The following is a 26,391-nucleotide window of genomic DNA, read 5'->3' on the forward strand; positions in this document are numbered from 1 at the left end:
CCATCGAGCCGGAGACTTCTGTCAGCGAACCGCTCTTAATCCCGGGCATCAATTCTCGGGCGGTTGCGTCTTCAGCGCCCACTTGTCACCCGCCACGCAAAAACCGGGCCCGGATCCATCGATCCCGCCCGGTTTCCTTGTCGGCAAACAGAATGTCCCGTGCGGTCGGGATTGCTCCCGGCGACCCCGGCCGGCAGTCCCCAGCCAGCCAACGAGCCCTGAACGGCCTCCCTGGCGAGCCTACGCGGCCGGCCTGCGCAATCGCGACCGGACTACGATGTGTACCGCAATCCCGTGTCCGCGATGCCTCCCCGGCTTTTACTTGCCGCGCTTGCGGCGCTGGCCGAGACCCATTTCCTTGGCAAGGCGCGAGCGCGCTTCGGCATAGGCCGGAGCGACCATCGGATAGTCGGCCGGCAGGCCCCACTTCTCGCGATATTCTTCCGGCGTCATGTTGTAATGGGTCATCAAATGGCGCTTGAGCGACTTGAACTTCTGTCCGTCTTCCAGGCAGATCAGGAAATCGTCTTCGATCGACTTCCGGATCGGAACTGGCGGCTTGGGCTTTTCGACGGCGGCAGCCACCGGTGCGGGCGATGAAGTGTTGCTCAAGGCGGAATGCACATCGCTGATCAGTCCGGTAAGATCACCGACCTGAACCATGTGATTGCTGACATAGGCCGAGACGATATCCGCGGTCAATTCCACGAGAAGATCCTGGCCCTTGTCGGATAGGGTTTCTGTCATACTAGTCTCCTGTTCCATCCATCGACAGCGCGTTCGCACGCTGCCTCCGCAGAGACGCAGTGGCCGTTATCATCACATGCCGTGTCCGCAAGGACTGAGATCCACCCCTAGATCTCCGACAGGCGTTCAAGCCATGCCACCTGAAATTGACAGTCACTCATCTTTTCCCCTCAAGATAGCAAACCGGCGTCCCATCCAAGGATTACGACGGTAACGATCACAATATATCGAAGGCAATCGGGAGTTAAACCAAAATCAGCGCTCTGCTGGCAAAGGAAGTAGCATTGTTTTGCGAGAAGTCCAATTGCAATTTCGATATTTCGACTAGGACGGAGTTTGCTGTTGGTTTCTTTAGGCTTCACTGAAGGAAAAAACGCCATAGAAAATCGCATTGTCCAGGCTTGAGGGCCGCGCTCATCGTATATCTGCAATATTGTGCCGGGAAATTCCTGTTTTTCGCTCCGAACCCCGGCGATGGGGTCGGCGCAAAATCAGCACCCTTGTGAGGGCCGGAGTGCAGTGCTGGACACTGCCTGATTCGCAGGTATTTCGCACTGTCATAATGCGCTTCTCGCGTCCTGTCGCCTGCGCCATTTCGATACGGGCCGCAGGGCCCGGCGCGGGGCGCGTCCCTGGCCTTTTCGGCGGCCGTCCTCGCACCTATGTAAGACGAAACAGAAAGGATCAGGTCATGTCCGATGTCAAAACAGCAAAACTGGAGAAAAGCGAAGCGGAATGGCGCGCGCAACTGACGCCGGAGCAATTCTATATTCTGCGCCAGGCGGGCACCGAGCGCCCCTTCACGGGGCCCTACTGGGACAGCAAGGAAACAGGTCTTTATCGCTGTGCCGCCTGTGACGAGCCGCTTTTCTATTCCGACACCAAATTCGACAGCGGCTGCGGCTGGCCGAGCTATTTTGCGCCGGTGAAGGAGGATGCGGTGATCGAGCTGCGCGATACCTCGCATGGCATGGTGCGCACGGAAATCCGCTGCGCCAATTGCAACGGCCATCTCGGCCACGTCTTTCCCGATGGTCCGCCGCCGACCGGCCTGCGCTACTGCATCAACGGCCATGCCATGGTGTTCGAACAGGGTTGATACCTTGATCCGTCAAAGGGAAACGGCTCCGCCAGAGCCGTTTCCGCTCGTCTTGTGCCCCCTGAGGCCTTTTGTTTCGGGCTTTTCGGTTCAGGCGACGCCAAGCGCCTCTGCGGTGATCCAGAACACTGCGTCCTGGGATTGCGCCGTTTCAACCCAGAAGAAATCCAGATGCGGATATTCCTCCTCGAGAATTTCGCGGCCCGAACCGATCTCGCACAGCATGCCGCCCTGCGGATTGAGGTAGGAGCCTGCGTCGTCGAGGATCCTGCGCACCAGATCGAGCCCGTCGGCGCCGCCATCATGCGCCATTGCCGGCTCGGCCCTGTGCTCGGCCGGGAAGCCGGCCATCGCCTCGTGATCGACATAGGGCGGGTTGGTGATGATCAGGTCATAGGTCCGGCCGGCAAGCGGCGCGAAAAGATCGCCCTCGAACAGTGATACCTGCTCGGCCACCTCATGATCGTTGACGTTGATCCTCGCCACATCCAGCGCGTCGCTGGAAAGGTCCGTCGCATCCACCGTGGCATGGGGGAAAAATTTTGCCGCCAGCACCGCAAGACAGCCGGAACCGGTGCAGATGTCGACGGCGCTTTCCACCGAAAACGGGTCGGGCAGGAAGGAGGAACCGTGTTCGCCGAGATATTCGGAAAACAGGATCTCGCCGATATGCGAGCGCGGCACGATCACCCGCTCGTCGACGAAGAAGCGCACGCCCTGGATATAGGCATGATTGGTGATGTAGGAGCTCGGCTTGCGGCTCGTCACCCGCAGGTCGATGCGCTCGGCCAACAATTGCCGTTCATGCGGCAGAAGGCGGGCATCGAGAAACGGATCGAGCGTGTCGATCGGCAGGTCGAGACTGTCGAGCAGCAGGAAGGCGGCATCGTCGCCCGCCGTCGTCGTGCCATGGCCGAAACCCAGTTCGGCAGCGTTGAAACGGGAGATCGCATAGCGCCAGTAATCGCGCAGCGTCACGAGTTCGCCCGTCACGGTTTGGGGTGTGATATCGGCCATGGCTGCGTGGTCTCTCGTTGGCAAGCGGAAATGTTTATCGTCTCTCGCCATTGGAGGCTGGACGAAACCGGCATTAGAATGCCAAGGACCGCAAGGTCAACCGAAACCGCCGCGAACGGTGTGACAGGAAACGTCCGATGACCGGCATTTTGGATAGAAGCGCATGACGAAAAGCCGCCGCCCCGGCGAAAGACCGGGCCCGAAATCCGGCCGGCGACCCGGCCGGAGCGCGCGCGAACTTTCCGACGCATTGCCGCCGGATGGTCAGCCCAGCGCCAGCGCGACACGCCCCGGCGCATCCGGCAGATCGGCGCGGTCGGGCGGGCCCGGGAGACCGGGCGGACCCTCGCCGAAATCCTTCAACCCTGGCAGATCGGGCGCTCCCGGCAGATCGGCCGGACCGGGCGTGTCCTCTGCGAAATCCGGAAACGGCACCCAACCCAGCCGCAAAGCCGGCGTCATGGCCGCTCCGCGAGCCGACGCCAGAGCGCGCCTCAAAACCGACGGCCAGCGCGTCACCCTCCCCCGCGGCCTGTCGAAGCTCGGTTACTGCTCCCGCACGCAGGCCGAGGCGCTGATCCGCGCTGGCCGCGTCGCCGTCGACGGCCGGACGATCACCGACACCGAAGCCTGGATCGACCTTGCCGGCGCAAGGATCAGCGTCGACGGCAATCAGGTAGCGGCGGAAAAATTCGTCTATCTGATGCTCAACAAGCCCCGCGGCCTCGTCACCACCCGTAACGATCCGCAGGGTCGCCCGACCGTCTACGAGTGCCTCAAGGGCGAGGACAGCGCCCATCTCTCCCCCGTCGGCCGTCTGGACAAGGCAAGCGAGGGCCTGCTGCTGTTTTCCAACGACACCCAGTTCGCCAACGCGCTGCTTGATCCGAAAACCCATGTGGCCAAGACCTATCACGTCCAGATCGACCGGCTGCCCGATGCCGCGACGCTGGAAGCCCTGCGCCGCGGCATCACCGATGAGGGCGAATTCCTGTCCGCCCGCCGTGTCGAGATCCTGCGCACCGGCGACAGGAACGCATGGCTGGAGATCGAACTCGACGAGGGCCGGAACCGCCAGATCCGCCGCATGTTGGAAAGCCTCAAGATCGCAACGCTGCGGCTGGTGCGCGTGGCGATCGGCGACCTGCGGCTCGGCGCACTGGAAAAGGGCGCCGTGCGGCCGCTGACGGCGGACGAACTGGCACGGCTCAGGCAGCAGAGCGGCATGGCGCGCTAAAACCGCTGCCGGCAGCGTCTGTTTTCGTGGCGCCTTCTCGCCGGCAATCGGATGTCAGGCCGGGTCTGGCCCGCAGGTTTCGCGCCGATACCGGAGCCAGCCCGCTCGGCACAAACTCGATCGAGCCATGTCTCCCGCGCAGCCCGCCACGCGGATGACATGTGCACATCAGCACTCACTCCATCGCCAGCGTTACCGCTTTGTGCGCTTCCAGTTCGGCCAGCCTTTCCTGCAAGGCTGCCCGGATGGAGAAATAGCTGCTGGTGCCGAGAACCAGTCTCTTCGGCGCCTTCTCCTGCTCTGCGGCCACGATCATCGCATCCGCCATCTTCACCGGATCGCCGCTGACCGCGAAACTGCCGTCTGCCATGCCGCGGCGCACCGCTCCGGCCGGCGTATCGTCGTAGACCGCCATCGGTTCGGCAGCGACCAGGCCGCGACCGAAATCGGTCTTGGTCGGGCCGGGCTCGACGAGCGTGATGTCGATGCCGAAGGGCGCCACTTCCTGCGCGACGGATTCGACAAACCCCTCGATGCCCCATTTCGTGGCGTGATAGAGCGAGAAATTCGGATAGGCGATCTGGCCGCCTTCCGACGACACCTGCAGGATGCGGCCACCGCCCTGTTTGCGCAGATGCGGCAGGCTGGCCCGGATCAGTTCGATCGAGCCGATCAGGTTGGTATCGATCTGATGACGGATCTGCTCGCTCGTCACCTCTTCGCCAGCCCCGAACAGGCCGTAGGCGGCATTGCTGACCACCACGTCGATGCGTCCGAACTCGGCAAAGGCACGGTCGACCGTCGCCTTGACGGCCGCAATGTCCGTCAGGTCCATCGACGCAATCCACAGCCGCTCGCCGTGCTCGGCCTTGAGATCCTCCAGCACGCCCGGCTTGCGCAGGGTTGCCGCCACGCGATCACCGCGTACCAGAAGCTTTTCGGTGAGGATTCGGCCAAAACCGGAGGATGTGCCGGTGATGAACCATGTGCGCTGTCCGGGATTGTGCATGTCGGTCATGATCGTCTCCTGCGTTTCGGCCCCACTGCCGCTTTCGAGATCAAGATAGCCCGGATCAATTATTGTGATAATCTGTCTAGACCTGCATGAACTGATGAAAAACAGCCATGAATGATGCCCATGCCTGATCGTCCCTCCCTTTCCGATCTCGACGCCTTTCTGGCCATCGTTTCGCATCGCAGCTTCCGCAAGGCGGCCGATGCGCTCGGCCTGTCGCCCTCCACGCTCAGCCACATGATGCGCGGGCTCGAAACCACGCTCGGCGTGCGGCTCCTCAACCGCACCACCCGCAGCGTGGCGCCGACCGAGGCCGGCGCGCGGCTTGCCGCGCAGGTGCAGCCGGCGCTTGTCGGGCTCGACGAAGCGCTTGCCGTGGTCGATGATTTTCGCGCCAGCCCGAGCGGCGTCCTGCGCATCAACGGCAGCGAACCAGCGATCCGCCATCTGGTGCAGACCGTCTTGCCGGACTTTCTGGCGCGCTATCCGCATATCGCGCTTGATCTGGTCACCGACGGCCGGCTGGTCGATATCGTCGCTGACGGTTTCGATGCTGGCATCCGGTTCGGCTATGCGGTGCCGCAGGACATGATCGGCGTACCGTTCGGCGATCGCGCCCGCTTCATCACCGTCGCATCGCAAAGATACCTGGAAGCGCGCGGCACGCCGCAGACGCCCGACGATCTGAATAACCATTCCTGCATTCGCCTGCGCATGCCGAGCGGCAAGCTTTTTCGCTGGGAGTTCGAACGCCATGGTCAGGAAGTGATCGTCGATGTGCCGGGCAATCTCACGCTCGATCATCTCGAAACCATGGCGGCGGCTGCACAGAAACACCTCGGCATCGTCTATCTGCCGCAAATGGTGGCCGGCCCCCATATCGAAAGCGGCGCGCTTGTGCCGGTGCTGGAAGACTGGTGCCCGTGGATCGACGGGCTGATGCTCTATTATGCCGGCCACCGCCATGTGCCGCCGCCGCTGCGCGCCTTTATCGACATGCTGAAAGAGATCGATCGCAAACCGGCAGACGATCGATAGTGCGCCGCCCCTTGCCTCGCGCCAAGCAATCGAGTGAAACTGTGCCTGCGCGTCACAGTCCAATCCGGCCGGTCGGGGCCTTTGAAGAAAAAGGGCGAAAAAGCATGGCGGTATTGGTCACTGGCGGTGCGGGTTATATCGGCAGCCACATGGTCTGGTCGCTTCTCGACGAGGGCGAGGATGTCGTCGTGCTCGACCGGCTGTCCACCGGCTTTCGCTGGGCGCTGGCGCCGGAGGCAAAGTTCTATGAAGGCGACATTGCCGACCGGGGGCTGCTGGCGCGGATCTTCGAGGCGCATGCGGTCGATGCCATCATCCATTTCGCCGGCTCCGTCGTGGTGCCGGATTCGGTCAGCGATCCGCTAACCTATTACAACAACAACACGGTGAAATCGCATGCGCTGATCGCCGCTGCGGTCGAAGCCGGCGTGCCGCATATGGTGTTTTCCTCGACGGCTGCCGTCTACGGCACGCCGCAACAGGCCGCACCCGTTGCCGAAGACGCGGCGCTCAAGCCCGAATCGCCCTACGGCGCCTCAAAACTGATGACCGAAATCATGCTGCGCGACACGGCGGCAGCTCATCCGCTCACCTATACGACGCTGCGCTATTTCAACGTCGCCGGCGCCGATCCGCGCGGCCGCGCCGGCCAGTCCACGGCCGGTGCCACGCACCTTATCAAGGTCGCCTGCGAAACGGCGCTGGGTCGCCGCTCGAAACTTCAGATTTATGGCACCGATTATCCCACGCCGGACGGTACCTGCATCCGCGATTACATCCATGTCAGCGATCTTGCAGACGCCCACCTGAAAGCGCTGCAGCGCCTGCGCGCCGGCGGCAGCTCGCTCACGGCCAATTGCGGCTATGGCCGCGGCTTTTCGGTGCTGGACGTGGTCGATTGCGTGGCGCGTCTGTCCGGCCGCGATCTGCCCGTCGAGACGGTCGCGCGCCGCCCCGGCGACGCCACCTTCGTCGTTGCCGATGCCTCGATTGCCAGACACGAACTCGGCTGGCAACCGGTGCATGACGACCTCGATTTCATCGTGCGCAGCGCGCTCGACTGGGAAGAGCACCTGGGCAAACGCAACGATCGCTGATTAACGCACCTTCAGGCCCAGTTCGGCCAAAAGCAGCCCCGCCTGATCCTTCGAGATCGTCGCCCCCTTGAATTTTTTCGCATCGATCAGCGCCAGGCCGCCGAGATCGGCGCCGCGCAGGTCGGCACCGTCGAAACGCGCATCCACCAGTCCAGCCTCCCGCAGGCTGCAGCCGGAAAACACTACCTTGCGGAAATCGCAGCCCGTCAGGTCGGCCATGCCGAAATCCAGCTTTTCCAGCCGCTCGTTGTTGAAGGAAAGCCCGCGTAACCTTGCCGCTGAAAGAATGGTTTCCCTGAACGACAGGCCGAGGGAACGGACGCGCGAAAAATCGGCGCCCGTCAGCTTGCATCCCTCAAAGCCCGTGTCATTGGCTTTGGCTTCGATAAAGCGGGCATTGTTGAAATCGCAGCCCGCAAAACGCGCGTCGGTAAGGTCGGCACCGGAGAAATCGGCCTGAGTGCCACGGCAACCGACAAACCGAGCGCCCTCCAGCCCGGCACTGCGGAAATCCACGGCTGCCATGCGGCACTCGTCGAATAACCAGCCGGTCATGTCGAGACTGGCGAGAGCCGCTTCATCGAGATTGCAAGTCTTCAGCGAGACGACGAGACCCTGCGCCGCCCAGGTCCGCATGGCATCGGCAGAAACGTCCTGATTGCTGATGTCGAGAGTGGATTGTTTCGCGACCATGAGGGGTCCTGTGTCGTCCCGGGATAGGTAGACCTATCCGATTCCGCGGCATGCCACCACAGGCCGTCACTGTGCGATGTTAAAGAGAAAAGGATCGACGCCGGAGGACAATATCCGGCAAGCAGCCTCCACCCTCGCCCTCTCCGGCCCGCCATGCTAGACCCCTGGGCGATCACAAGGGAGACGACAATGGCGGACGAGACACGCACGCAAGGCAGGGCCGCGTCGGATGCCGACGACGTCACCTTCGACCGCGAATTCGTGCCCGCCCATGGTGAGGCCATAACGGTGGCGCCCGGCGTGCAACGCGTCACCTGTGGCAATGCCTCGCCCTTCACCTTCACCGGCACCAACAGCTACATCGTCGGCGCCGGCTCCACCGTGGCGCTGATCGACCCCGGCCCTGAAGATACCGCGCATTTCGACGCGCTGATGCAGGCGCTTGGCCAGCGGACGCTGTCGCATATCTTCGTCAGCCACACCCACCGCGACCATTCCCCGCTTGCCGCGCGCATCAAGAACGCAACCGGTGCGCTGACGGTTGCCGAAGGCGCGCACCGGGCCGCCCGGCCGCTGCATGCCGGCGAGGTCAACCCCTTCGCCGAAAGCGCCGATACCGATTTCGTCCCCGATATCGTCCTTGCCGATGGCGCTTCGATCGAAGGCGACGGTTTCTCGCTGTCAGGCGTGCACACGCCCGGCCATACTGCCAACCACTGCGCCTTCGCGCTTGATGGCACGGGCATCCTGTTTTCCGCCGATCACGTCATGGCCTGGGCCACCACGATCGTCGCACCGCCGGATGGTTCCATGGGCGATTTCATGGCCTCGGTCGACAAGCTGCTGGCACGCGACGACCGCCTCTTCTTCCCCGGTCACGGCGGCCCGGTCACCGAGCCGCGATCCTTCCTGCGCGGGCTTCGCACCCATCGGCGCATGCGCGAGCGGGCGATCCTCGAGCGCATCCGCAGCGGCGACCGGCTGATCGCCGACATGGTCAGGGTGATTTATGCCCGCACCGATCCGCGCCTGCATGGTGCCGCCGCCCTGTCGGTTCTGGCGCATCTGGAGGATCTGATCGAAAAGGGCCTGGTGACGACCGACGGTCCGCCATCGCTTTTTGGCGAATACCGGCCGGCGTGAGCGGGCTCAATCCACCGCGAGCCCGAGCAGTTCGGAATCCAGCACCCGCAGGAAAGCTTGCGCGATCTCGTTGCTGAAGCCCAGGTCGTGGCCGCCGTAGCGGGCGGCGACACGCATGTCGACCATGGTCGTTTCAGCCTCTTCACGCAGACGGATGACGACGTCGAAACGAAGGCCGAAAATCAGCGTGCGGGTCTGCCCCTGCAGGATCACGTCGCCTGGCCGGCCGACCTGCTCGACTCCAGGCTTGCCCGGCCGGTCCGGTTGCGGACGCGGCAGCGGGATAGGGATAACGTCCGGCACGGCGCCGGTTTCGGCCCGCGTCTTCGGCGCCGGGCGCTCGGTGATATCCGGCTCCACCCTTTCCATGCCCTGCTTCAGGTCGAGTGAGATGCGCGAGGATTTTGCCACTTTGGCGACCGCTTCGTAGATGCGGTCGACCGCGCCCTCATAACGGCGGCCGGTCAGTGCGGGATAGGCGGCCAACTGCACCTGCCGGTCGCTTGGCGTCACCATGGCCGGTCTTTGCAGCCATTGCTGGTCGGCCTGCGGCTCGCGGATGAAGACCGGCGGATCGACGACATCCGTCGCCACATCGTAGAGCGGCGGCCGCAGGACGTAGAAGACGGCGGCAACCGCCACCAGCGCCACCGGCGCCGCCGCATAGGCGAGCGCCCAGGCAGAAGCGATGCCGCCCCGTGCGCCGACCTGCCACAGGCGGGCAAGGCCGATCGCCGCAAACAGAATGGCGACCATGCCGATCGAGGCGGAAAACAGCAGCACGGCTGCAAAATCCGGCCCCGTCAGCGGCCCGAACCGGTGCGCCGCCAGCGCCAATAGCATCAGCACCAGCGCCGCCAGACCGATACGCCGCGCCGCCAGGGCCGATTGTGAAACGGGACGGACAAAACGGACGGTCATGCGAAAATTCCGGTTGCTGGCATCAGGCCCTTATAGGCCAGGCCGGCGCTCAAGAAAATCGCATGACTGCAACAGACGCCCGCGATCAGCGCACCGCGTCTGCGGCAATCACACATCTGCGCGGTCACGCCCCTGTCGCGGTCACGCCCCTGTCGCAGTCACCCTTGTGCCGCAGTCACGCTTGCGCGGCCAGCCACCGCGCCACGACGCCGCGGTCGGCGGCCACGACATCATGCCCCGCTTCGACCCTTTCCATCGTCACGGCAACCGAGCGTGCCGCCAAAATCGCGCCGAGTTTTTCCGCATCCGCGGCATAGGTGTCGGATGTTCCGGCCACGATCAGCACGTCGGCCTGAGCGCTCGCCGTGTCGGCCGCAGGACTTCCATTGAGCACCGGCGCCGGACGCAGCAGCACGGCGCGGCGGATGACGCCCGGATGCAGCAGCATCACGGCACCGAGAAAATTGGCGCCGTTGGACTGGCCGACAAAGGTGGTCTTGTCCACGTCCACGCCATAGGCCTGCCTCAGCTGGCCGACCATTTCGACAAACGCCTCGGCTTCGGAAACGATGTCCTTCTGGTCGAACGTGCCATCCGAAAAGCGCCGGAAAAACCGCGGCACGCCTTCTTCGGTCGCCCGGCCCCTCAGCGCCATCAGCATGGTCTGCGGCGCCACGGCCCGGGCGAAGGGCAAGAGGCTGGTCTCGTTGCCGCCGCTGCCGTGCAACAGCACCAGCGTGCGGTCGTCCGGCGCCTCGGGCATGTAGATGCGGTGCACGAAAGGCAGGTCGCGGTAGCGGATGCGCGGCTCGCCCGGCAGGCTGAACTGCGGCAGCATGGCGCGGCTGTCGGCCTCGCGGTCACGCCAGTGCGGCGGGATGAACAGCGTCGTGCCGAGATCATGCTCGTCTTCGTCGAGCATGAAACCCGGCGCGCCTGTGGCATATTCGATCAGCGAACCGCCCGGCTCGCGGGCATAGAGCGAATAGAAATACGTGCGATCATGCGCATTGGTGGCCGACCCGTCGGTGGCAGCGATGGCCGCGGCTGCGCGGTGCACCGCCGCCATATCGGGGGCGTTGAGCGCGATATGGTCGATCGTGCCGGTGCCGGGCGCGGCGGTCCAGAAACCGGTCGCGTCACGCACGTCGACCACGCCGCCGCTGCGCGAGGTCAGCCGCGTCTGGCTGCCTTCGACCGGGCCTTCCTCCAGCCCGAAATATCCGGTGAGAAAGGCGATGGTCTGCGCCGGCTTTTCGGTCAGGATCGTGCCGCTGCGCAGCGCCACGATCGCGTATTCCTCCGGTATGCCCTCGCTCGTCCAGCGGCGTCCTGCAAAAGCGCCCAGATCCTCGACCCCGATCAGCTTGACGATGATGCCGTCCGGGTCCTTCAGCCGCAGCACCGGCTCGCCGAATTCCTGTGCCGGACCCTGCGTGGCGATGCCGAACTGCAAGGCGCGGGTGAGCCAGAAACCGATCGCATCGCAGGAGACGGCAAGGCCGATCTCGTTGGGCGCGCCATGGCCTACGCGGCCCGGCGAACCGTCCTCCCAGGCAAGAAAGGTGACGAGCGAACCGGGCGAAGCCTGCGCATCCCCGTAAAACAGGTGGAGTTGCGCGGCATCTTCGAAACCGGCGGTACGCTTGACCAGCCGCAGGCCGAGAAAGCCCACATAGAAATCGACATTTGCCTGAATGCTACGCGTGATCGCCGTGATGTGATGCAGCCCGCTCACCGCCTGCGATTGCTGCGTGGCGGCTCTCGATCCATCCGTCATTGCCTGTCGTCTCCCATGTGTTATCTGAAAGCGGTTATAACCAATCGGAGCGACAGCGCATGGTCAAACTCGTCGGAATTTCGGGCAGTCTGAGAAACGGATCGTTCAACACTTCGCTCTTGAAAGCCGCTACGGACCATCTGCCCGACGGCGTCACGCTCGAGATCGGCACAATATCCGGCATCCCGCTCTATGACGGCGATCTCGAAGCCGCCGAGGGCATCCCGGATGCCGTGACCACCCTGAAACGGCAGATCGCCGGGGCCGACGGTGTCATCCTGTTCACGCCGGAATACAACAATTCCATTCCCGGCACCTTCAAGAACGCCATCGACTGGGTTTCGCGCCGTCATCCGGACATCCCCGATGTCTTCAAGGGGCGCCCCTTCGCGGTCGTCGGCGCCTCGCCCGGCAATTACGGCACGCTCCTGTCGCAAAACGCCTGGCTGACGGTTCTGCACACGCTGGGTGCGCAGGCATGGTCCGGCAAACGGCTGATGGTCGGCAATGCGGCCAAGGTATTCGACGCGCAAGGCCGCATCATCGACGAGGCGGTCGCAAGCCGGCTTACCGATTTCCTGGCCGGGTTTGCGGCTTTTGCCGCGGCGAAGGGGTAAGGTTGATGGGCGACCGCGCGCATCAACGGCCGCGCGGCGTTGCCCGATGCGTCTGCGCGCGTGCAATATCGACGAACTTGCGCTTGATCTCCTCGAACAGCGCCGGCGGTAGCGGTCCGTAGTAACCGTTTTCGCCGTCGACAGGCGGGATATCCGGTCCCGGCCAGACAAACCGGTTACTTTCGGTCACCACGATCCGCGAGCGCTCGTCATCAAGACCGAGACGCCGCTTGGTTGCGGAAGGAATTCCGACGGCGTCATCCACGTTGGACGGCGGCGTGTGCGTCACCGGCAGCACACGGACGACCTTGGCGCCGTCGGCAACAGTGCTGACGATTGCCGGAACCAAAGTCGGGCGGTCCTTGTCGCCCTCCTCTCACCCGTGCAGATGATGCCGGTGCCACAGATAAGATTAGCGGAAGAGCCAGCCGACCTTCGGTTCAGTCGGCAGCATTCTTTTCGACACTCAGTTCGCCGTCGAGGTCGTCAAGCCCCGGCTCCATCTTCGACGCCTCGACTGCGGTAAGTTGGTCGGCTCCAAGCTGTGTGGTCAGCTCGGAATGGCGGTCCCGTCGCATCAGCCGAAGATAATCGTCGTAAGCCATGAGCACCGTCTGGGGCGGCCGTCGCTGGTGATGATGACCGGCTCCCGGATGGCAGCATCCTGATACGCATCAAAATCCTTGGACACGGTAGCGGCGGAAACCCTGGAGGACATGGAACGGCTCCTTTTGCGTAGAATACGGAATTTCGCCATCCATCGCAGTCCGGCGCTCCTGCATTTCGTGTTCGGTGTTCAGCAACAAAAGGTCTGCACCTTCCAGACTTTCAGAGGTAATGTCGCAAGACCATATTGCGCTCACCCCTGCCATCACCACGGAGCCCCCCATGCGTCCCCACCACCTCGTGCTTCTCGCCGCCCTTTCAGCCGTGCTTGCCTCCTGCCAGTCGATGACGCCGCAGGAACGGCGGGCCGCCGATGAAAGCCGGTGCGCCGGTTACGGTTTCAAGCCGCGCACGGAGGGCATGGCGCGCTGCCTGCTCGATCTCGATCTCGACCGGCGCGCCGAGCGGCGCCAGTGGCAGAACGAGATCAACAACCGTCCGCGCTACTGGGGCCCGGTCATCGTGCACCGGCCGGTCGTGCTGCGGTCGCGCTGACGGTCAGGCGATCCCGCCCCCTCACGGCGGCTGTTCGACCCCGCCCCCTCAGCCCGGCAGAGCGCTCGATGCCTGCTCCCTTTACGATACCTGCCCCCTGCCGGCTTGCTGTCCCCTGATCGTCGCCTGCGCCGCCGCAAGCCGCGCGATCGGCACGCGATAGGGCGAACAGGAGACGTAATCCAGCCCGGCGCCTTCGCAAAAGCGGATCGATGCCGGATCGCCGCCATGTTCGCCGCAAATGCCGAGCTTCAAATCGGCCCGCGTGCGCCGTCCGCGCTCCGCCGCAAGCTCGATCAGCTCGCCAACCCCCTCGAAATCGAGCGAGACGAACGGGTCATGCTCGATAATGCCCTTCTTCTGATAGGTCGGAATGAAGCCGGCGGCATCGTCGCGGGAAATGCCGAACGTCGTCTGGGTAAGATCGTTGGTGCCGAAGGAGAAGAACTGCGCGGTTTCGGCAATCACATGGGCCCGCAGGGCGGCGCGCGGCAATTCGATCATCGTGCCGGCGAGATAGGTGCTGGACGTCCCCGTCTCCTCGGCGACCGCGGCCGCCGCCCGGTCGATCACCGCCTTGACGTAATCCAGCTCGGCCCGCAATCCCACCAGCGGCACCATGATTTCAAGCGCCACCGGCGCGCCGGTCTGAGCGGCCGCTTCGGCGGCGGCTTCGAAAATGGCGCGCGCCTGCATTTCGGCGATCTCGGGATAGGAAATGGCCAGCCGGCAGCCGCGATGACCCATCATCGGGTTGAACTCGTGAAGAGCATCGATGCGGCGCGCGAGAAAGCCGGCCTCCATGCCCATGGCCTGCGCCACCTCCGCGATCTCGGCTTCCGTCTTGGGCAGGAATTCGTGCAGCGGCGGATCGAGCAGGCGGATCGTCACCGGCAGGCCGGACATGATCGAGAACAGCTCGACGAAATCGGAGCGCTGCATCGGCAAAAGCCTGGCCAGTGCCGCGCGCCGACCGGCCTCGTTCTCGGCCAGGATCATCTCGCGCATGACATGGATGCGCTCGCCTTCGAAGAACATGTGCTCGGTGCGGCAAAGACCGATGCCCTCCGCCCCGAAGGCGCGGGCGGCGCGCGCGTCCTGCGGCGTATCGGCATTGGTGCGCACGGTCATGCGCCGGCTGCGATCGGCCCATTCCATCAGCCGGCCGAAATCGCCCGACAGTTCCGGCTGGATCATCGCCACCCGACCGATCAGCACCTGGCCGGAGGACCCGTCGAGCGTGATGATGTCGCCGCGCTTGAGCACCACGCCGCCCGTTCCCATCAGCCGGTCATTGCGGGCGTCCACACGGATCGATCCGGCCCCGACGACGCAAGGGATGCCCATGCCGCGCGCCACCACGGCCGCATGGCTGGTCATGCCGCCACGCGTCGTCAGAATGCCCTCCGCGGCATGCATGCCGTGAATGTCTTCCGGGCTGGTTTCGGTGCGCACCAGAATGACTTTGCGGCCTTCGGCCTGGGCCGAGACCGCCTCTTCGGCCGAAAACACGATCTCGCCGCTGGCCGCCCCCGGCGAGGCCGGCAGGCCCGAGCCGAGAATGCGGCGTTCGATCCCGGGGTCGATCGTCGGGTGCAGGAGCTGGTCGAGCGAGGGCGGCTCGATGCGACACACGGCATCCTCGGGCGCAATCAGTCCCTCGTCGACCATATCGACGGCGATCTTCATCGCCGCCCGGGTGGTGCGCTTGGCGGCCCGGGTCTGCAGCATGAAGAGCTTGCCGCGTTCCACCGTGAACTCGATATCCTGCATGTCGCGAAAATGCGCTTCCAGCCGGTTGCAGACATCGCGGAACTCCGCGAAGGCCGCCGGCATCAGCTTTTCCATCGAAGGCTTTTCCGAACCGGTGGCCAGACGGCCCTCCTCGGTGATCGACTGCGGCGTGCGAATGCCGGCCACCACGTCCTCGCCCTGCGCATTGACGAGAAACTCACCGTAGAGCGTTTTCTCCCCGGTGGAGGGATTGCGGGTGAAGGCGACGCCGGTGGCCGATGTCGAGCCGAGATTGCCGAACACCATGGCCTGCACGCTGACCGCCGTGCCGGATGTGGCCGGAATATCGTGAAGCGTGCGGAAGGTGACGGCGCGCGGGTTCATCCAGCTTGCAAATACGGCGGCGATCGCCTTCCACAACTGCTCATGCGGATCCTGCGGAAACACCGCGCCGAACTCCTCGTCGATCACCTGCTTGTAAAGCGCGACCACGTGCTGCCATTCGACGGCGCTCATCTCCGTATCGTATTCGTGGCCGAGGCGCGCCTTTTCGTCCTCAAGGATTTCCTCGAAGATCTCGTGATCGACGCCGAGCACGACGCTGGCATACATCTGGATGAAACGACGATAGGTGTCCCAGGCGAAACGCGCATCGCCGGCATCGTGGCCGAGCGCCTGCACCGTTTCGTCATTGAGGCCGAGATTAAGCACCGTATCCATCATGCCGGGCATGGAGGCGCTGGCGCCGGATCGGACCGACAAGAGCAGCGGCCGCACCGTGCCGCCGAACAGGCGGCCGGTCTGCGCCTCGATCGCCGCGATACCGTCGAGAACCTGCGCGCGCAGATCCTCCGGCAGCGTGCGGCCATGGGCGTAATACCAGGCGCAGACATCGGTGACGATGGTCAGCCCCGGCGGCACCGGCAGGCCAAGCAGCGCCATTTCAGCAAGGTTGGCACCCTTGCCGCCCAGAAGCGCAGTGTCGGCGGCTTTCCCTTCCGCCTGGCCGCCACCGAAGCGATATACCCATTTCGCCATGCCTGCTCTCCACCCGATGCGGGCTGTTCTCTTCTTTTGCCAAAGACTTACAGCATTTTGACAAAAGAGGAAACGCGACGACGGCAATGCGCCCCGCGCCGTGCGGCCGTCGGCTGCAACGGTTCGTCGCCCGTCCCATTCACGCCCCCATCGCGATTTCAGGTCGCGGTACCGGCCCCGTTGCCCAACCGATTCTCTGAGGGCTGCGGCGAAAGAACGCGGCATGAGCGTTCCTCCAGGAAGCGGACGAGGCGTTTCAGCTCACGCCGCGACCGTATTTGCCGCGCCATCAGGCCTTCGGCCACGAGATCGCTGCGCCCGTCGCGGCGGCGCACCTGATAGACACGTTCTGCCGCCATCGTCTGATTGTTCCACGTATAGGTGCCGACCGCCGTGACCGCCAGTTCGTCGAGATCGCCGATACGCTCCTCCATGCCGTTTTCGCGCAAAGACCCGCGTGCCATGTCCTCGAACGACCTGAGGCGAAGATATTCGCCGCTCGCCAACGGCCCCTGCAGAAACTCGCTACGCGGGTCGACGCCCTCGCGCAGCCCCGCCTCCCGGTCGCTCAGCGAGCATTCCACCGTCTCGTCGCCGATGCGCAGGCGCACGATGATAGCCTGGATATAGACAAATTCGGGGCTGAGATTGGTGAGCATGCATTGGGCCGACAGGCTTTGGCCGCCAGCGCGCGCAATCATGACCTTAGGAACGAGCTGGTGTCTGTAGGTACGATAAAAAAGCTGAAGATATGTTACCCAGACGATCAGCGTCGCAACACTGGCGAAACTCGACACCAATGCGGGATTTTCCATCAAAAACGCCATCGCCACGACCTGCCATTTCCGTCTTGCTGCATTGCAGCAATCAATAGGGCAGTGAACGGGCGAGACGGGACGGTGTTCCGAACAAAGGAGGGCGGGTCGGCGAACGATGCAGCGCCAGCGGAGTTTGTTCGGGCATGGCGCTATCACCCCGGAACGGGGCCATACGATCATGATGAAGGGGCTATCGCCGCCGGTCTGGTTGACAGCAAAAACAGGCTTTGCGGGGCCGCCTGCTCCGGCCCCGCAAAGCCTTCCGACCAGGACAGGAAAACCCGGTCGGGGGGTCTGCCAGCGCCAGCCAGTTGCATCTCTGCCCGTCCCGGTGGTCCGCTGTCGTTGAAATCATTCATAAACCATGAATGCGTTTTAGTCCTCCCGCAAATGGGTGAAACCTGACATGGGACCAAACCTTTTTTGGGAACGTTAGAAAAATCAGGGTAGATTTACCTTTTCAATCCTGCGTTCTGCCCTAAGCGTTTCATGGTTCTGTCACATCTCGACCGCGGCAAGACCCGCAGGCGCGTCCCCTTGCCCGCTGGACTCGCCTGGGCAGCAGCTTGTCCACCCTTGCGGAAACAAGCGTCATTTCCAATATGGAAACCGCAGAACTGGCAGTGCCTCAGCTCGCCTCGGCCAGCTGCTCGGCCGCCTGCAGGTCCACCGACACCAGCTGGCTCACACCCTGCTCGGCCATGGTCACGCCAAACAGGCGGTTCATGCGGGCCATGGTGATCGGGTTGTGGGTGATGATGACAAAACGTGTGGCGGTCGAGGCCGCCATTTCGTCCATCAGGTTGCAGTAGCGCTCGACATTGTGGTCGTCGAGCGGCGCGTCCACCTCGTCCAGTACACAGATCGGCGCGGGATTGGTGAGGAAGACCGCAAAGATCAGCGCCATGGCCGTCAGCGCCTGTTCGCCGCCCGAAAGCAGCGTCATCGTCTGCGGTTTCTTGCCCGGCGGACGGGCCAGAATTTCGAGACCGGCTTCGAGCGGATCGTCGCTTTCGATCAGCTGCAGTTCCGCCGTGCCGCCGTTGAACAGATGGGTAAACAGCCGCTGGAACTGGGTGTTGACCACATCAAAGGCGGCGATCAGGCGTTCGCGGCCCTCGCGGTTGAGGCTCTGGATGGCCCCGCGCAGTTTCTTGATGGCGTCGATGACGTCATCGCGTTCGCGGGTGAGCGCCTCGAGTTTTTCGGATAGCTCCTTCTGCTCTTCATCGGCGCGCAGGTTAACGGCGCCGAGGCGTTCGCGCTCGATCTTGAGGCGGTCCAGCTCGCGCTCCACCTGCGCGATATCCGGCGGCGGCGCATCGTGGCCGAGACCGGTCAGGCGCCATGCCTCATGCGGTTCGCAGTTCAGCGCCTCGCGGATGCGGTTCTCCGTCTCGTGCCGGCGTTCGGCGGCGGAAACCAGACGTTCCTCGGCGCGGCCGCGGCGCTCGCGGGTTTCGGCCAGTTCCGACAGCGCGATCGTGGCGATACGGTCGGCCTCGCGCTGGCGGGCCTCGGCCTCGACCAGCACGTCGGACGCGGCCCTGCGGGCTTCTTCCGCCTTTTGCAACTCGGTCAGCAGCGCCCGGCGTCTGTCGTCGAACTCTTCCGGCGCAAGGTCGAGGTCGGCCATTTCCTCGCGCGCCTCTTCTTCGCGTTCGCGCAGCGAGGCGATGTGATCCTCGGCGCTGGCCGCACGCCCCTGCCATGTGGCGCGTTCCTGGCCTATTGCCGCGACACGGCGGCGGCGGGCCTCGGTTTCGCGCGAGAGGCCCTCGTAACGGGCACGCGCCTCGGCCAACAGACCACGATCGGTGGCGACGGTCGCCTGCTGATCGCGCAGACGGGCATCGATCGCATCGACTTCAGGTGCGTCTTCAAGCTCGGCGCGGGCAGCTTCGTCCTGCTCCGAAACTTCTGCAATCTGCTCGCGCAACTGTTCCAGTGCTGCGGCCGCGACATCGCGGCGGCGCATCAGGTCGCCGGAGGCGCGCTCGGCAACGGCCAGCGCCTCGCGGGCTTCCGCCAGCTGGCGCTGGGCAATGCGGCTGCGTTCGCGGGTATCGTGGAGCCGCAACTCTTCGGTGGCGATCGCATCGATGGCAGCAGTGGCCAGCGTTTCGGCTTCCGACAACTGGATTTCAGCCTCGTCGATTTCCGCTTCCAGTTCCGACAGGCGGTTTTTCTGAGCGAGCCGGAGCGCGGCGGCACTCGGCGCTTCAGATCCTGTGACATGGCCATCCCAGCGCAGCACGGCACCTTCGCGCGTCACCAGCCTCTGGCCGGGTTTCAACAGTGGCATCAGGCGCTTGGCGGTGTCGAGATCGGTGACGCCGATCTGCGACAGGCGGCGGGAAAGCTGCGGCGGCGCAATGACATGGGTGATCATCGCCTCGACGCCATCCGGCAATGCCGGATTTTGGGCCGGCTCCTGGGCCGGATCGTAGGCGAGATCGGTGCCCGCATCAGGGGACGTGCCGAAGGCCGCATCACCCGTGCCCGCCCAGTACGACGGCGCTGCCGCATCGAGCGCGCTTTCCAGGTCGTCGCCGAGCACGGCGCCCAGAGCCGTTTCATATCCCCGGTCGACACGGATGACGTCGGCGACCGGCGCAAAGGCCCCGGATGTCTCGCCGGCGGCCAGCATGCGGCGGATCGCCTTGCCTTCGGCTTCCAGTCCGCCCAGATGCGCGCGGGCGGCGGCGACAGGCGCACGTGCCTCGGCCTCGTTGCGACGCGCGGTCGCCAGAGCCTCCTCGACCTCCTCGATCGTGACGGCAATATCCTCGACGGCGATTTCCGCCGCCTCCACCGCCTCGCGGCGTTCGGACGGATCGACAAGGCCGGACAGCCGTTCATCGATACCGGCCAGTTCCGCCTCAGCCTCCCCCAGCGAGCGTTCCAGACGACCGCGGCGGTCGGCGAGATCGCGGATCACGCGTTCCAGTTGTTGGCGGCCGGCGGCGGCTTCGGCGCGCTCGCCCGTGATCTGCGCGAACACCCGTTCGCTGTCGGCAAGGCTTGCAGCGGCGCCCTCAAAAGCTTCGCGCAGGTCTTCCGCTTCCGACCCGCTTTCGGCCAGCAATTCGGCAAGCTCCGCTTCCTCGGCATCGAGCCGCGCCAGCACTTCGGCGTTTTCAAAGACCAGCCGTTCCTCGCGGCGGATATCCTCGCCCAGTTGCGCCAGACGCCGGGTCAGTTCATCGCGACGGCGCAGCAGGCGGCCGGCCTCTTCCTCCAGCTGGCCACGGGCGATCTGCAGCCGCTGCAGCGCGGCACCGGCAGCGGCTTCCGCTTCGCGCAGTTCCGGCAGCTTGTGGGCGACGATCGCCTGATGCTTGGCCGCCTCCATCTGCGCCTGCGCCTTTTCGGCAACGATCGAGGTCGCCTGGTTGAGAGCGCTTGTCGCCTCACCCTCGGCCTCCTTGGCCTGCACCCAGCGGATATGCAAAAGCATGGCCTCGCGGGCGCGGATATCGGCGGACAGGCTCTTGAAGCGATTGGCCTGACGCGCCTGACGCTTCAGGCTCTCGATCTGGCTTTCGAGCTGCGTCACGACATCTTCGAGACGCTCAAGATTGGTCTCGGCGGCGCGCAGGCGCAGTTCCGCCTCGTGGCGGCGCGAATGCAGGCCGGAAATGCCGGCGGCCTCTTCTAGCAATTGCCGGCGCGCCTGCGGTTTGGCGGAAATCAGCTCGCCGATCCGCCCCTGGCCCACCATGGAGGGTGAGCGCGCCCCAGTGGAAGCATCGGCGAACAGAAGCTGCACATCTTTCGCGCGCGCTTCCTTGCCGTTGATGCGATAGACAGATCCCTGTTCGCGCTCGATACGGCGCGACACCTGAATTTCATCGGCATCGTTGAAGGCGGCGGGTGCGGTGCGATCTGAATTGTCGAGATAAAGGCCGACTTCGGCCGTATTGCGGGCCGGGCGGTTGCCGGAACCGGAGAAGATGACGTCGTCCATGCCGGACGCGCGCATGTTCTTGTAGGAGTTCTCGCCCATCACCCAGCGCAGCGCTTCGACAAGATTGGACTTGCCGCAGCCATTGGGGCCGACGACGCCGGTCAAGCCGGGTTCGATGATGAATTCGGTGGGTTCGACAAAGGATTTGAAACCGACGACACGGAGGCGATTGAACTTCAACGGTTCGCCCTCCCCGCCCCGGTGCCCGGAAGAACGGCGGACGCGCCAGGGCGCCCGCCCGCGATCCGGTCGCGATGGGTCTTACAGCAGGCCGTCGAAAAGGGCCGACATGTTCTCAACCGTCATGTCCCCAGCATATTTCTCGCCGTTGATGATGAAGGTCGGCGTCGAATTGACACCAAAATCCTTGGCGCCGCGCTGCATCGTCGCGTTCACATCATCGAGAAGCTTCTGGTTGGTCAAGCAGGCGTTGAAGCTTTCCTGTGAAAAACCGGCAATCTTGACGGCCTGGGTCAGCGCATTGCGGACATTGCCGTCGCCGGGGGCGGCCCAGGCGCGCTGCTGCTTGAACAGCATGGAGATCATCGGAAAATACTGGTCGGCCGTGGCAAGCTCGGTCGGCTTGGCCGGGTTGCACCGCGCCAGCATGAAGGCGGCGGTGGCGGCCGGATCGAACGGGAATTCGCGGATGATGAAGCGCACCTTGCCGGTATCGACGTATTTTTCCTTGATCGGATCGAATGTCGTGGCGTGGAAATGGGCGCAATGCGGGCAGGTCATCGACATGTATTCAACGACGGTGATCGGCGCATCGTCCTTGCCGAGCTGCATTTCCGGCAGCGGACCGGGCTTGAGCACTTCGGCCATGTCGACCTTGCCGGTGGATTCGGGCTTTTCCTGCGCCTGTGCCGTCGTGATCGACGCGGCAAGCGTCAGGCCGAGTGCCGTAGAAGCGGATCCGGCGAGAAGCGCGCGGCGGCTCAAGGCGGCGGCAAAAGTCTCTTTGGTCATCGTCTGAATGGTCATGAAGACACCTGTTGCGAGGAATGAAACGGTCGGCATTTCCGTAGCCTGCCGCATGCCGTCCGACAAGCGCGGCCTTCGCTCCTTTTTTCAAACAATTGTGACGGAGAATGGACAGGGTGGGTCTTGCCGCGCCTTGGTGGGCGCCGGTGCGCGGCGGCTCAGCGCCGGATCGTGCGCTTCGTCTGCATCACCGCCGTGCCCAGACGCGTCACGGCGTTTCTAAGCGCCTCGTTATCGATGCCTTCCATCATCGCGTCCAGTTTTCGCGCGGCCTCGCCTTTCAGCGGCGGCGGTTTGGGGCGATGGCGGGGCGCCTGGACGACCGGCTTTTGTACGATGCGGATCTGTCTGATCGCCGGAAAGCCGAAAAAGGCGTTGATGCGGGCGATCAGCTCACCCTGGGCGTGGGACAGGAACAGTGCGCGCGCGCCCTCGCAGGCCACCGTCAGCGTGCCGGCCTGGTAACCGCTCTCGGTGCCGGGTTCGCGGCGCGGCCAGGCGATCTTTTCCGGACGCGAGCAATCGGCGAAATCCTCGCCCGCGATCTCGTCCCAGGAGCCGAGAAGCGCGGTCGAAATGCCGGCGCGCTTGGCCAGGACCGGATCGATGATGCCGTTGGCGACCTCGGCGATCTGGTGGGCGCCACGACGGCGGAATTCGCTCTTTTCGCTCGGCGCCATCACCGCGTCCCGTCGTTTTCGTCCACCCGCTCGCGCAACTCGCAGACCGCCGGTCCGGCCATCGACAGCGGCGCTGCCACGATGAGCACGAACCACAGAAAGACGCTATCGTAGATATCCTGGAAGAACAGAATATTGGTGCTGCCGGCAATGGTATATCCGAACAGCACCAGCAGCGCCATGAACAGCCTCTTGCGGCGCGCCACCGTGGTCGGGTTGCGTAGCACGCACAAAAGCGGCGAGATCAACAGAAGCAACGTGGCAGCGAGACCGGCAAGACCGGCATCGAAGGTGACGGTGATGAAACCGTTATGAAAATGGGTGAAGGAATAGCCGAGCGCTGAGATGAATTCGCGACGGTTCTGCAAGCCGTAGCCCAGCCACGGGCTTTCCAGAAACAGGCTGCCCGCATATTTCCACAGGGCCAGCCGCACCGTGTAGGATTGGTCGGCAATGCTGCCCTCGGTAAAATAGCTGAGAAGCCCGATCAGTCGGTCGGAATGCTTGACGGCCATGGCAAGCACGACGGCGACGCCGATGATAAGAAGCAAGCCCCCCTTCCAGTTGTAGAAGCGCCGTAGCTTGTGCGGGAAGAGCACGAGCAGCATGACGACGGCAATGGCGGGAATGGGCAGGACGCCGCGTGATTGCGACAGCATCACGCACAGGATACCGGCAACGAAACCCGCCCAGCCGAGGACCTGGCGGCGCGGCAGCGGCGACAGGGTGTTGAGCAACGATACCGACGCCATCATCGACGAGACCAGCGCGAACGGCAGGGCATTGCCCATGCCGCCGGAGGCGCGCGCATAGAAGAATTCCAGCTGCAGGTAGGCGAGCGGCAGGACCAGGATGCCGCACAGGCCCGCCCCGAAGATGAAGGCATCGATCAGTGCGGCACTCGATCCGACGCGCAGGCGCGGCAACACAAGCGGAAAGAAGATGAATGGCAGCAGAGCGACGCCGCGGCTCACCAGATTGCCGGCGGTGGCGGGATCGTAATGAACCACGGCCGCAAGGAGAATGACCGCGGCAAACAGCCAGGCCGGGCCAACGACGTACAGATCGCTGCGCTGGAAGCGTCGCGGGAACCGTTTGAGCGCCAGGCAGATCAACGCCCAGACCATCGAGATGGCCAGCAGGATGGTGATGATCGAACCGGCAAGACCCGCCGCGCCGCTGACCGTTGCCAGGCAGACCACGTTGTTCCTTTGCATCGAAGGCAGTTTCATTCCGGCTCTTTTCATTGACGCGGCTTGCGCCGACGACATAGGAAGTGATTCTTCACGGGAAGCGCACCTTGCACAGCGGCATGCAAATATCCAATCCATACAGTTGCGAACTGTTGCGATGGTACGACCGGCACCATCGCGATTTGCCGTGGCGCATCAGCCCGTCTGCCGCCCGCGACGGGCATCGCGCCGATCCCTACAAGGTCTGGCTTTCCGAAGTCATGCTCCAGCAGACCACGGTGCAGGCGGTCAAGCCCTATTTTGCGAAATTCCTCTCGCTCTGGCCGAAGGTGGAGGATCTGGCCGCCGCGCCTACGGATGCTGTAATGGCCGCCTGGGCGGGCCTTGGCTATTATGCCCGCGCCCGCAATCTGAAAAAATGTGCCGAGGCCGTGGCGCGCGATCATGGCGGCATCTTTCCCGATACAGAAGGCGGATTGAAGGCGCTGCCCGGCATCGGCGATTATACCGCGGCAGCCGTCGCCGCGATTGCCTTCAACCGTCAGGCCGCGGTGATGGACGGCAATGTCGAGCGAGTGATTTCCCGGCTGTTTGCAATCGACGCGCCCCTTCCTGGCTCGAAACCGCTGATGAAGCAGAAGGTGGCGGACCTGACGCCGGCCGACCGTCCCGGCGATTTCGCCCAGGCGATGATGGACCTCGGCGCCACCATATGCACGCCGAAACGCCCGGCCTGTGCGCTCTGTCCCTTCAACAGCCGCTGCCTGGCGTTCAACAATGACGAGCCCGAGCACTTTCCGGTGAAGACGCCGAAAAAGACCAAACCCGTGCGCGTCGGCGCCGCCTTCGTCGCCGTGACGCCCGATGGCGAAATCCTGCTGCGCCGCCGCCTCGAAAGCGGCCTTCTGGGCGGCATGACGGAAGTGCCGACGACCGCCTGGACGGCGCGCCTCGACGGCGGCACGACGCCGGACCATGCGCCCTTTGCCGGCGACTGGCAGGCCTGCGGGCAGATTATCCACGTCTTCACCCATTTCGAGCTGCGGCTGTCGGTCTATCGATTGCAGCATGAGAGGGTCGAAACGGAAGACGGCGCGTGGTGGGAGCCGGTCGCCAATCTCGACGCGCAGGCATTGCCGAGCGTCATGAAAAAGGCGATCCTGCAGGCAATACCGCTCGCCTTTTCGACATCCGCAAATTGACATCAGGAAGGTTTCATGGCCGCCAAAATCGATCACATCGTCTTCGACATCGGCAAGGTGCTGATCCATTACGACCCGAACATTCCTTACGAGCGCATCATTCCCGACCCGGAAGAACGCAAGTGGTTCTTTCTAAACGTGTGCACCCATGAATGGAATCTCGAGCAGGACCGCGGCCGCGCCTGGGCGGAGGCCGAGGATCTGCTGATTAAGCAGCATCCCGAGCGTGCCGAGCAGATCCGCGCCTTTCGCAAACACTGGCACGAAATGGTGCCGCATGCCTATGACGGCTCGGTCGCGATCATGGAAAGCCTGATCGATCAGGGCCGCGACGTGACCATGCTCACCAATTTTGCTTCAGACACGTTTCGCCACGCGCAGGAACTGTTCCCGTTCTTGAAAAAGCCGCGCGGCGTGACAGTTTCCGGCGATATTTTCCTGATCAAGCCGGACGTGGCGATCTATGAAAAGCATGCCCGCGACTTTGGTCTGACACCGGCCGCCACCCTGTTCATCGACGACAGCCTTGCCAATGTCGAAGGCGCCCGTGCCGCCGGCTGGCAGGCGGTGCATTTCGTCGATGCCGAAACGCTGAAGAAGGATCTGGACGCGCTGGGCGTGGCCTACTAGGCCAGCCAGTTGTCAACATCGCGCGCCCGATAGACGATGGCAACGACAAATATGCCATACGGCATGGGTTCGTAGATGGTGATATACCGCCCTTCAATCACAATGCGTGCGGTGGGACTGAGCTCTGGCCGAGCCGGTCCCATCAGCGGATGCTCCGCGGCGAGATTGACCTTGTCCAGTATCCGGTTAGCAGCGCATCCGCCGCGCGCTCGTTCTCCGGCGCGATCGAGCGCCAGATGTCGCGCAGGTCCTGCTCTGCGCGCGGGCTGAAAAGCACCTCACCCCCGCTCAGGCGCTTCCGCCTTCAACGCGGCCAGAAGCGTATCGGCATCGACCCGGCGCCCCTCACCGCTTGCCATACCTTCATCATAGGCCTGTTTCAGACGGGCAGTCTCCCGTTGCCGAAGCTCTTGCCGCTGCTCCCACAGTTCCGGCGCATCGCGAACGATTTCACTGCTGGAAGCGTAGTGGCCGTTTTGAACGGCGGCTTCCATCATCTCCGCCTGCTGCGGTGTAAGCGATACGGTAAGAGCGCGCATGAGCCGACCTTTCCTTTGCCGCCACCGTAGCACAC

General features: G+C 63.9%; 23 protein-coding genes and 2 pseudogenes. 9 read left to right on the forward strand and 16 right to left on the reverse strand.

What is annotated here, in order from left to right; genetic code table 11:
• Positions 1-318: 318 nt before the first annotated feature.
• Positions 319-747 (reverse strand): MucR family transcriptional regulator, encoded by a 429-nt coding sequence (locus ACQKKX_RS18630; RefSeq protein WP_427572783.1) that lies wholly within the window; start codon positions 745-747, stop codon positions 319-321.
• Positions 748-1,438: 691 nt separating this feature from the next.
• On the opposite strand from ACQKKX_RS18630, the gene msrB reads away from it, so the two are divergent.
• On the forward strand, positions 1,439-1,846 hold the full coding sequence (msrB, locus tag ACQKKX_RS18635; protein WP_427572784.1) for a peptide-methionine (R)-S-oxide reductase MsrB: 408 nt from the start codon (positions 1,439-1,441) through the stop codon (positions 1,844-1,846).
• Positions 1,847-1,936: 90 nt separating this feature from the next.
• Here msrB and prmB read toward each other — a convergent pair whose 3' ends face one another.
• Together prmB and ACQKKX_RS18645 are read right to left on the reverse strand one after the other, a co-directional pair.
• The gene (gene prmB / locus ACQKKX_RS18640; protein WP_427572786.1) at positions 1,937-2,863 is read right to left on the reverse strand and encodes a 50S ribosomal protein L3 N(5)-glutamine methyltransferase; all 927 of its coding nucleotides are present in this window, start codon (positions 2,861-2,863) and stop codon (positions 1,937-1,939) included.
• Between the two features lie 264 nt (positions 2,864-3,127).
• Positions 3,128-3,325 (reverse strand): hypothetical protein, encoded by a 198-nt coding sequence (locus tag ACQKKX_RS18645; RefSeq protein ID WP_427572788.1) that lies wholly within the window; start codon positions 3,323-3,325, stop codon positions 3,128-3,130.
• Between ACQKKX_RS18645 and ACQKKX_RS18650 the strand changes: the two genes are divergently transcribed.
• Positions 3,324-4,100 carry a pseudouridine synthase gene (locus ACQKKX_RS18650; RefSeq protein WP_427572790.1) on the forward strand — a complete coding sequence of 259 codons (777 nt, stop codon included), beginning with the start codon at positions 3,324-3,326 and terminating at the stop codon, positions 4,098-4,100. The two genes, ACQKKX_RS18645 and ACQKKX_RS18650, sit on opposite strands and share 2 nt — an antisense overlap.
• A gap of 175 nt (positions 4,101-4,275) precedes the next feature.
• On the opposite strand, the gene ACQKKX_RS18655 is transcribed toward ACQKKX_RS18650, so the two are convergent.
• Entirely contained in the window at positions 4,276-5,118 is an 843-nt protein-coding gene (locus ACQKKX_RS18655) for an SDR family oxidoreductase (RefSeq protein WP_427572791.1), read from the reverse strand.
• Between the two features lie 120 nt (positions 5,119-5,238).
• On the opposite strand from ACQKKX_RS18655, the gene ACQKKX_RS18660 reads away from it, so the two are divergent.
• Together ACQKKX_RS18660 and galE are read left to right on the forward strand one after the other, a co-directional pair.
• Positions 5,239-6,153 carry a LysR family transcriptional regulator gene (locus ACQKKX_RS18660; RefSeq protein WP_427572793.1) on the forward strand — a complete coding sequence of 305 codons (915 nt, stop codon included), beginning with the start codon at positions 5,239-5,241 and terminating at the stop codon, positions 6,151-6,153.
• Positions 6,154-6,257: 104 nt separating this feature from the next.
• Complete coding sequence (galE, locus tag ACQKKX_RS18665) at positions 6,258-7,250, forward strand: UDP-glucose 4-epimerase GalE (protein ID WP_427572795.1); 993 nt, start codon at positions 6,258-6,260, stop codon at positions 7,248-7,250.
• Here the strand turns inward: galE and ACQKKX_RS18670 are convergent, their stop codons facing one another.
• A complete protein-coding gene (locus ACQKKX_RS18670; RefSeq protein ID WP_427572797.1) occupies positions 7,251-7,943 on the reverse strand; it encodes a pentapeptide repeat-containing protein in 693 nt (230 codons plus the stop codon).
• Positions 7,944-8,132: 189 nt separating this feature from the next.
• On the opposite strand from ACQKKX_RS18670, the gene ACQKKX_RS18675 reads away from it, so the two are divergent.
• Entirely contained in the window at positions 8,133-9,086 is a 954-nt protein-coding gene (locus ACQKKX_RS18675; RefSeq protein WP_427572798.1) for an MBL fold metallo-hydrolase, read from the forward strand.
• A gap of 6 nt (positions 9,087-9,092) precedes the next feature.
• Here ACQKKX_RS18675 and ACQKKX_RS18680 read toward each other — a convergent pair whose 3' ends face one another.
• On the reverse strand, positions 9,093-10,007 hold the full coding sequence (locus tag ACQKKX_RS18680) for a DUF1499 domain-containing protein (protein ID WP_427572800.1): 915 nt from the start codon (positions 10,005-10,007) through the stop codon (positions 9,093-9,095).
• 175 nt (positions 10,008-10,182) lie between these two features.
• Positions 10,183-11,787 (reverse strand): VOC family protein, encoded by a 1,605-nt coding sequence (locus tag ACQKKX_RS18685; RefSeq protein WP_427572802.1) that lies wholly within the window; start codon positions 11,785-11,787, stop codon positions 10,183-10,185.
• Positions 11,788-11,846: 59 nt separating this feature from the next.
• Here ACQKKX_RS18685 and ACQKKX_RS18690 point away from each other — a divergent pair, with 59 nt between their 5' ends.
• Positions 11,847-12,404: an NADPH-dependent FMN reductase gene (locus tag ACQKKX_RS18690; protein WP_427572803.1), complete on the forward strand. Its 558-nt coding sequence runs from the start codon at positions 11,847-11,849 to the stop codon at positions 12,402-12,404.
• A gap of 22 nt (positions 12,405-12,426) precedes the next feature.
• On the opposite strand, the pseudogene ACQKKX_RS18695 reads toward ACQKKX_RS18690, so the two are convergent.
• Positions 12,427-12,810, reverse strand: a pseudogene (locus ACQKKX_RS18695) (plasmid maintenance toxin (PemK-like)).
• A 34-nt stretch (positions 12,811-12,844) separates the two neighbouring features.
• Positions 12,845-13,122, reverse strand: a pseudogene (locus tag ACQKKX_RS18700) (type II toxin-antitoxin system Phd/YefM family antitoxin).
• Between the two features lie 170 nt (positions 13,123-13,292).
• Here ACQKKX_RS18700 and ACQKKX_RS18705 point away from each other — a divergent pair.
• Positions 13,293-13,565: a hypothetical protein gene (locus ACQKKX_RS18705; RefSeq protein ID WP_427572805.1), complete on the forward strand. Its 273-nt coding sequence runs from the start codon at positions 13,293-13,295 to the stop codon at positions 13,563-13,565.
• Positions 13,566-13,646: 81 nt separating this feature from the next.
• Here ACQKKX_RS18705 and ppdK read toward each other — a convergent pair whose 3' ends face one another.
• The 6 genes from ppdK to ACQKKX_RS18735 all read right to left on the reverse strand — a co-directional run bounded on the left by ppdK (position 13,647) and on the right by ACQKKX_RS18735 (position 24,024).
• Complete coding sequence (ppdK, locus tag ACQKKX_RS18710) at positions 13,647-16,337, reverse strand: pyruvate, phosphate dikinase (RefSeq protein ID WP_427572806.1); 2,691 nt, start codon at positions 16,335-16,337, stop codon at positions 13,647-13,649.
• A 158-nt stretch (positions 16,338-16,495) separates the two neighbouring features.
• Complete coding sequence (locus ACQKKX_RS18715; RefSeq protein WP_427572808.1) at positions 16,496-17,164, reverse strand: hypothetical protein; 669 nt, start codon at positions 17,162-17,164, stop codon at positions 16,496-16,498.
• Between the two features lie 619 nt (positions 17,165-17,783).
• Positions 17,784-21,305 carry a chromosome segregation protein SMC gene (gene smc, locus ACQKKX_RS18720; protein WP_427572809.1) on the reverse strand — a complete coding sequence of 1,174 codons (3,522 nt, stop codon included), beginning with the start codon at positions 21,303-21,305 and terminating at the stop codon, positions 17,784-17,786.
• An 81-nt stretch (positions 21,306-21,386) separates the two neighbouring features.
• The gene (locus ACQKKX_RS18725; protein WP_427572811.1) at positions 21,387-22,112 is read right to left on the reverse strand and encodes a DsbA family protein; all 726 of its coding nucleotides are present in this window, start codon (positions 22,110-22,112) and stop codon (positions 21,387-21,389) included.
• Positions 22,113-22,270: 158 nt separating this feature from the next.
• Positions 22,271-22,792, reverse strand: coding sequence for a DUF721 domain-containing protein (locus ACQKKX_RS18730; RefSeq protein WP_427572813.1), 522 nt, complete (start codon positions 22,790-22,792; stop codon positions 22,271-22,273).
• On the reverse strand, positions 22,792-24,024 hold the full coding sequence (locus tag ACQKKX_RS18735) for an O-antigen ligase family protein (RefSeq protein ID WP_427572815.1): 1,233 nt from the start codon (positions 24,022-24,024) through the stop codon (positions 22,792-22,794). The genes ACQKKX_RS18730 and ACQKKX_RS18735 overlap by 1 nt, the downstream gene beginning before the upstream one ends.
• An 80-nt stretch (positions 24,025-24,104) precedes the next feature.
• On the opposite strand from ACQKKX_RS18735, the gene mutY reads away from it, so the two are divergent.
• Both mutY and ACQKKX_RS18745 read left to right on the forward strand, forming a co-directional pair.
• A complete protein-coding gene (mutY, locus tag ACQKKX_RS18740) occupies positions 24,105-25,187 on the forward strand; it encodes an A/G-specific adenine glycosylase (protein ID WP_427572817.1) in 1,083 nt (360 codons plus the stop codon).
• Positions 25,188-25,202: 15 nt separating this feature from the next.
• The gene (locus ACQKKX_RS18745) at positions 25,203-25,817 is read left to right on the forward strand and encodes an HAD family hydrolase (protein ID WP_427572818.1); all 615 of its coding nucleotides are present in this window, start codon (positions 25,203-25,205) and stop codon (positions 25,815-25,817) included.
• Positions 25,818-26,095: 278 nt separating this feature from the next.
• Here the strand turns inward: ACQKKX_RS18745 and ACQKKX_RS18750 are convergent, their stop codons facing one another.
• Positions 26,096-26,356, reverse strand: coding sequence for a ribbon-helix-helix domain-containing protein (locus ACQKKX_RS18750; RefSeq protein WP_427572819.1), 261 nt, complete (start codon positions 26,354-26,356; stop codon positions 26,096-26,098).
• Between the last annotated feature and the right edge of the window lie 35 nt (positions 26,357-26,391).

Origin of the sequence: Neorhizobium sp. NPDC001467, assembly GCF_050275975.1 — a bacterium.
In the GTDB taxonomy this organism is placed as follows: Bacteria; Pseudomonadota; Alphaproteobacteria; order Rhizobiales; family Rhizobiaceae; genus Neorhizobium.